This window comes from Pseudomonas sp. (assembly GCF_050739995.1).
Lineage (GTDB): Bacteria > Pseudomonadota > Gammaproteobacteria > Pseudomonadales > Pseudomonadaceae > Aquipseudomonas.
Window position 1 is genome coordinate 1 of sequence record NZ_JBOICG010000360.1, and the last position, 6609, is coordinate 6609.

Consider the following 6609-nt stretch of genomic DNA (forward strand, 5'->3'; position numbering starts at 1 on the left):
CTTCAGCGAGATCCGAACGTCCCATGAGCCGCAAAGCCACGCCGTGCAAGCGCGGACTCACGCTACGATACAGCGTTTCAAATGCGCGTCGATCACCCAGTGAGCACTGGGCTAAAAGGTGTTTGAGTTGGTCGATGTCGGCGATTGGAATAGCCTTTCTCCAAACGATTGAGTCGTGAGGTGCTAAATGTCGATTGCAGCCAGAGGTTAGCCCACGGCGCGCTGTTGTTCCATTCACGGGTGGGCTCCTCGGAAAACTCGCCGATCCTGCGGATGGCGACCGGCGATGTCAGTCAACTTTTCGGCATCAGCACCTTATCGATGACCTGTATCACACCGTTCGACTGGTACACGTCATAGGTGGTGATGTCGGCGACGTTACCCTTCTCGTCTTTGATGGTGATGTTGTGCGGGCCATTCATCATTGCCCACAGCTTGCCTCCTGAGACAGTGGTAAGTTCAGCCTTGCCGCCACCGGCCTTGATCTTTTCGGCAAGGGTGGCCATGTCCAGTTTGCCGCTCACAACGTGGTAAGTGAGGATCTTGCTGAGGGTTGCCTTGTTTTCCGGCTTCAGCAACGTATCGACGGTTCCAGCGGGCAAAGCAGTAAAGGCTGAATTGACCGGTGCGAACACGGTAAAGGGACCTTTGCCCTTGAGAGTGTCGACTAGACCGGCAGCTTTGACAGCGGCGACCAGGGTCGTGTGATCAGCGGAATTTACTGCGTTATCAACGATGTCCTTGCTTGGCAACATGCTTTGCCCGCCTACCATTACGCTGTCGTGGCTCATCGTCGCTGCCTGTGCCGCGTTGAACACTAAGCCGCTACCTGCCGCCAAGGTCAGGAGGCCCACTATCAATGGCGTTTTGATCGAAATGCTTTTCATCGCGATGATCCTTTATGAGGAGATTCGGCCAGGAAAGTCTGTCCGTGCTTGATATACGTGGCGGCGTTCGGAATGGATGCAGTACCTCAGTTTTTTTATGATCTCGAAGTTACGCGATCCAGTGACCACTGCTTCTTAAGCAAGGTGGCCATATTCCAGCTAGAAGGTGTTTTTTGTGAACGGCTGCTTTTGGCCGATTCTGTTGAAAAAGTAGCTCCCCGATTTGGCCTGCGGCAATTTTCAACAGAATCGGCCGGATGCTGTCCTTGGAATAGTCCAGCCCCGCGCTGTGCTGTGGCATAAATGGATCATGTACCGTCAGCGTCTGGACAAGTCACCTACCGAAGCCGCCCGGTTTCGGGTGGCTGGTGTGCTTACACATTTCCTAAAGACCCGTTTGAATCCTCTGCGCTAGTCTGCGGCCCACCTTACAATGACCGACAGGAGTCCGGCCCATGAGTGACTACCTTCACCTCAACCAAGCCAACTGGGACGAGCGCGCGCCTCTGCACGCGGCTTCAAAGGATTATGCGGCTCAGAATTTTGTCGACAATCCAGACTATATTTCCGATGTCGTTCGTTTCGATCTGCCGCTGCTGGGTGACATCAAGGGTTTGCGCACAGTGCATCTGCAATGTCACATAGGTACCGACACCTTGTCGTTGGCCCGTAAGGGTGCAGATGTCATCGGGCTGGACTTTTCCCCAGCGTCATTGGAACAGGCCCGAGAGCTGAGTAAACGCGCAGGGGCAAGCATTCAGTTCGTCGAGTCCGATGTATACAAGGCTTCTCAGGTGCTGCCTAAAAACAGCTTCGATCTGGTGTACACCGGCATCGGCGCCCTCTGCTGGCTACCCGATATTGACGCTTGGGCACGCAATGTCAGCGAACTGCTCAATCCCGGCGGCCGTTTGTTCATCCGCGAGGGCCATCCGATGCTGTGGTCGATCGACGAAACCAACGAAGCATCACCGCTATGCATCGAGCTGCCGTATTTCGAACGCAAAGAACCTTTGGTCTGGGACGATGCCAATACTTACGTCGAAACCGAAGTCGATAAGCCGCTAAAGGCCTCGGTTACCCATCAGTGGAACCACGGCCTTGGGGAAATCATCACGGCACTACTGGCGCATGGTTTGGACATTACTGGCCTGGTCGAACATCAAAGCGTTCCCTGGCCCGCCATACCCGATCAGATGACCTTCTCCCAGGATGACGGTGAGTGGCGTCTGAACGAAAAACCCTGGCGACTGCCGCTGAGTTACACCTTGCAGGCTGTAAAGCGTTTGAGCTGACAGCGTGAATGCTCACTCATCCAAGCCCGCTGATGCGGGCTTTGTAGTTTCTGGAGAGCATGAAAAAGCCCGGCGGCCCAGGCTATGGCAAGGGTAGGGGGTACTTGGCCAAGCAGACGAAATTGTTGAACGTCCGCTTTCAACCAATTGCTATGGTTCGAGAAAGGCAGCTAACAGTCAAAATCGGTCGCCCATTACTTAAGAAATCAAGGACAATTTCTGGCGTCTTGTAAAGAGCATATTCACTTGGCGAATAATGAGTTTTTTGTTATCGCCACTTCGTCCTTGCCGCCCGCCGTTCTCGACTACCTTCATGTCGAATGGATATTGCATACACCATGGAGGGTGGAACATGCAGACGCGGATAATCATTGTCGGCGGTGGCATGGGCGGTACGATGCTTGCCAATCAATTAGTCACCAAGCTCTACCCTGAAATTCTGCGGGGGGAGCTGCAGATCGTCCTGCTCTCTAACGCTGAGGAGCACTTCTACAAACCCGCTTTCATGTACGTTGCGTTCAATCTTTTTTTTCAGGAGGAACTCAAACGTCCAGAGCGCTCATTGTTGCGTCCGGAAATAGATTTTCAAGTCGACGAAGTGATTCGTTTCGACTTTGCCAGGCAAGAGTTGAGAACCCTTAGTGGCAAGCGTCATGGCTATGATTTTCTGGTGATCGCCACCGGTTGTGTACCTGCTCCGGAACGTATCGAAGGACTCAAGGAGGCCGGTGACCACTTCTACCAATACGAACCAGCACGACAACTGGCTCAACGGTTAAGCACCATTAAAAAAGGTCGAATTTTTGTCACGGTTTCTTTTCCCCAGACCCCCAATGTACCGCATCAGTGCGGCATCGCTCCCATCGAAACCACGTTGATGCTTGATGACTTCCTTCGTCGTCGCGGCGTCCGGGACAAGGTAGAAATCATTTACACCTATCCCACCACTGCCCAGTTGTTGCGCAATTGTTTATTCCTGCAACGACCCATCGGCGAGATTTTGCCGGGGATCTTCGAGCAGAAGAATATTCGCTTTCAACGGGGCTTCACACTGAGCAGAGTCGACCCGGAACAACGAATGGCTTACTCGGAAGAGGGGGATGAACAGCCGTTCGACATTCTGATGGCGACTCCGCCGATTCGTGCAGTTGACGTGGTGCTTGAGTCCGGCGTTTCACAGGCTCAGAACAATGAAGGTTGGCTACCGACTCATCATGAGACGCTACAGGTCTATGGGCTCGAAGGCGTTTATGTGATCGGCGACACGGTCGATCTACCCGTCAGTAAGGCGGGTGGGGCTTGCCACAACCAGGCGCCGGTGATCGCCAACAATATTGCCGCTGAAATCCGCTTGGGTAGCCCCAATGCAGTGTATGACGGGCGCGTCCAAGCTGTGGCGCAGATGGGCCTAAATGCTGGGATGCCACTTTGGTACAACTATGCCCACGACGTGATGCCGACCCCGCCAAGTAAACTTGGTGGCCTTCTGCGCAATGGATTCAACCGCGGCCTTTACTGGGCTGTGGCTCGCGGAATGCTTTGACCTGCACAGGGAGGAGTAAATACACATGGATGTCCTCAATGAGTCATCTGCAAAGAGTGCAGATGTTAATACCGACTCGCTAGACCACAGTTCTGGGATCGAGGCCTTACTGGAAAAACTGAAACCACTTCTGGATGGTGGACGCTTGGATAACCTGGTCGACCTGCTGTCACTGATCTCCGACACCGTCGACCTGCTTGACCTGGCGACTGTGGAAAAACTCGCCCGGTTGTTCGAGAGCACCACCGTCGTCACCTGGAGTCTGGGCAATGCGCTACGCATGGCCACCGCCGAGACTGCAGCAGAGGCAGTGCCTCCCAACCTCTATGGGTTGCTGTCGCTCCTACGCGAAACGGACACCCGCCGTGGCGTGGCACTGGTCCTCAGAACCTTGAATGTCATTGGAAGACAACTCTAATCGAAAGGAATCACGTATGAACATTAAGCCTCAGCCGTCCACGGCAAGGCCTGATAGTACTCAATGGGATCCTCAGGCCTATCTGAAATTCGCTCGACTAAGGGAGCGTCCGGTGGTCGAGTTACTAGACCATATTTGCTTGGAACATCTAGAACGCATCTATGACCTGGGATGCGGAACTGGCATTGCCACTCATCTCCTGGCCAAGCGCTGGCCGCAAGCCGATCTGACGGGGGTCGACAGCTCGGCGGAGATGCTTGGTGAGGCCAGCTATCTGCCGATCAAGGCCCTCTGGAACAAAAGCGACTTACAGAGCTGGCAGGCAGAGCAACCTGCCGACCTACTGTTTGCTGCTGCAGTACTGCATTTCATCAATGGTCACGACGTGTTGCTGCCACGGCTGCTGCGACAACTCAACCCCGGAGGTTGTCTAGCCGCACACATGCCTAATTGGCGCGACGCGTTGTGGTATCAACTGATGCTCGAAACCCTTGAGCACGCAGGACTCGATGGCGGCCCATTGGGTACTACGGAGTTACGTCAGTTCATGGCTGAGCGCCCGGTGCTATCGCTGGATTGTTATTACCGTCTGTTGGCACCACTGACCAAGGATTTGGATATCTGGGAAACCGAACACTTACAAGTGGTGGAAGGTCGGTCGCCGATTTTCGATTGGGTCAAGGTTTCGGCGCTACGGCCGGTGCTTTTGGCACTGGATGAGGTCGAGCGACAGTGTTTCCTGGATCACTTCCTGAAACTGGTTCATGAGCATTACCCGCCAGAGGGGAATGGACGAACGTTGTTTCCGTTCAAACGGATCTTTATTCTCGCTACCGTCTGAGTATTTATGACAGCACAAAAAGAACGCATCTCACCTGTGAGCGGACCTACAAAGAGATCACATCTCAACAGTAGGAATGGTCACCTTTCCACAGTTTATGAGCTGACCTGCTGTGACTTGTATTCCGCTTGTTGGCTTTGCAGCGTATCCAGCGAAGAATCCGGCGGCAACAAGCGCAATGCATAGGAAGGCGTTTCTCAAGATCATGCTGGGAGCCTATTAAACCGTTGATGTTGAAGCGTCCAGCACTGATTCCATATTAAGAAAAAGGTTCCTGACTTCCTCAAGCAGTGAGCTATCGATATCACGAAAGCTTGGGAAATCGCCTACATGCAGGTTAATTTTTTGGTGATAGAAGGGAGGGGCATACAACTGGAATTGGACTGGGTTAATGGGGTTGCGATGGATTGCAGGTACGGTATTGCTAGTGATTTCTTGGGTGCTGTTTATTGCGATGATCATCGAGAGGAATTGGCCGGTCAGTTGATCGCTACGCAGTAAATCATGCGGGGCCGATCAACTCTGCCTCCTTATTTGTAGGTAGCCATCATGTGTTTGCTTCGCGTTACTGCGGCTCGATCAGGTTGAAATCGCTCAGCGCTGCGTGGGCAAGGCATTCCAGGGTCGATGCCAGTCCGAAGGCTTTCTTCGAGGACTCGTTGCAGCATCAACAACTCCTCACGCTGTACGGTTAGGGTGGCTTCGATTTGCTGAATTTCCCCCAGGCGTACATTGATCTGTTCCAAGGTGAGGGATTTGGAGCAGCTCCCGTCATGAAGGAAAAGGCTACGAATCGTGTCGAGAGAAAATCCCAGCCTTTGCGCATGGATCACGACTTCCAAGCGTTTAATGGTGGATTCGCTGTAATAGCGATAGTTGTTCGTGTCGCGCGTGGGGGCCTCCAGTAGGCCTTGCTCCTCGTAGTACCGTATTGCTGAAGCAGCAAGGCCTGTGCGGCGCGCAATCTCGCCTATCTTCATTTTTTGCTTGACCTTCAAGTTGACTTTAAGCCGCAGTATAAGCGCAAGCGTAATCTGGAAAGCAATCGGATTGGGCTCGATAAAGACCGTTGACCTACGTGGAATATGAGAAATGAGCAAAATAACCGAGTTGCTGAAGTGGCGTTATGCGACGAAAAAGTACGATTCGTCCAAGACAGTACCTGCTGAAAAGCTAGAGCGAATTCTGGAGGCGGTACGACTGACGGCGACGTCGAGCGGGCTCCAGCCATTTGAATTGCTGGTGGTGACCAATCCGCAAATTCGCGAAAGGATTAAGGCGGTCAGCTGGAATCAGTCTCAGGTTACCGACTGCTCTCATCTGCTGGTGTTCGCCGCTTGGGACGACATCACGCCTGAGCGTGTCAACATGATGTTCGACTTGACTAATGTTGTACGGGGTAGCGTCAACCAGGACTGGGAAAACTACCGTCAAATGCTCCTCGGTATAGTCGCCGAGCGTGGACAGGAGGCCAATTATCAAGCGGCTGCGCGTCAAGCCTATATTGGCCTCGGTTCGGCTTTAATCGCCGCGGCCTCCGAGGAAGTCGACGCGACGCCTATGGAAGGTTTCGACCCATCGGCTGTCGATGACATTCTGGGACTGGGGGCCAGGCATCTGCGCAG

Annotated in this window: 7 protein-coding genes and 1 pseudogene; 5 read left to right on the plus strand and 3 right to left on the minus strand. The window is 53.4% G+C overall.

Annotated elements, in window-relative coordinates; translation table 11 throughout:
* Both ACRESD_RS12000 and ACRESD_RS12005 read right to left on the minus strand, forming a co-directional pair.
* Positions 1-238, minus strand: a pseudogene (locus ACRESD_RS12000) (RNA polymerase subunit sigma-70); the annotation flags it as partial.
* Positions 239-293: 55 nt separating this feature from the next.
* Entirely contained in the window at positions 294-887 is a 594-nt protein-coding gene (locus tag ACRESD_RS12005) for a fasciclin domain-containing protein (RefSeq protein WP_012724510.1), read from the minus strand.
* Positions 888-1342: 455 nt separating this feature from the next.
* Between ACRESD_RS12005 and ACRESD_RS12010 the strand changes: the two genes are divergently transcribed.
* The 4 genes from ACRESD_RS12010 (at position 1343) to ACRESD_RS12025 (ending at position 4984) form a co-directional block, all read left to right on the plus strand.
* A complete protein-coding gene (locus ACRESD_RS12010; RefSeq protein WP_431751092.1) occupies positions 1343-2182 on the plus strand; it encodes a class I SAM-dependent methyltransferase in 840 nt (279 codons plus the stop codon).
* Between the two features lie 352 nt (positions 2183-2534).
* A complete protein-coding gene (locus tag ACRESD_RS12015) occupies positions 2535-3725 on the plus strand; it encodes an NAD(P)/FAD-dependent oxidoreductase (RefSeq protein WP_431751093.1) in 1191 nt (396 codons plus the stop codon).
* 25 nt (positions 3726-3750) lie between these two features.
* Positions 3751-4143: a hypothetical protein gene (locus tag ACRESD_RS12020; protein WP_431751094.1), complete on the plus strand. Its 393-nt coding sequence runs from the start codon at positions 3751-3753 to the stop codon at positions 4141-4143.
* A 16-nt stretch (positions 4144-4159) separates the two neighbouring features.
* Positions 4160-4984 (plus strand): methyltransferase domain-containing protein, encoded by an 825-nt coding sequence (locus tag ACRESD_RS12025; RefSeq protein ID WP_431751095.1) that lies wholly within the window; start codon positions 4160-4162, stop codon positions 4982-4984.
* 530 nt (positions 4985-5514) lie between these two features.
* Here the strand turns inward: ACRESD_RS12025 and ACRESD_RS12030 are convergent.
* Entirely contained in the window at positions 5515-6084 is a 570-nt protein-coding gene (locus ACRESD_RS12030) for a MerR family transcriptional regulator (RefSeq protein ID WP_431751096.1), read from the minus strand.
* Here ACRESD_RS12030 and ACRESD_RS12035 point away from each other — a divergent pair.
* The coding region (locus ACRESD_RS12035; protein ID WP_431751097.1) for an NAD(P)H-dependent oxidoreductase at positions 6077-6609 on the plus strand (533 nt) is incomplete at its 3' end. The genes ACRESD_RS12030 and ACRESD_RS12035 overlap by 8 nt on opposite strands.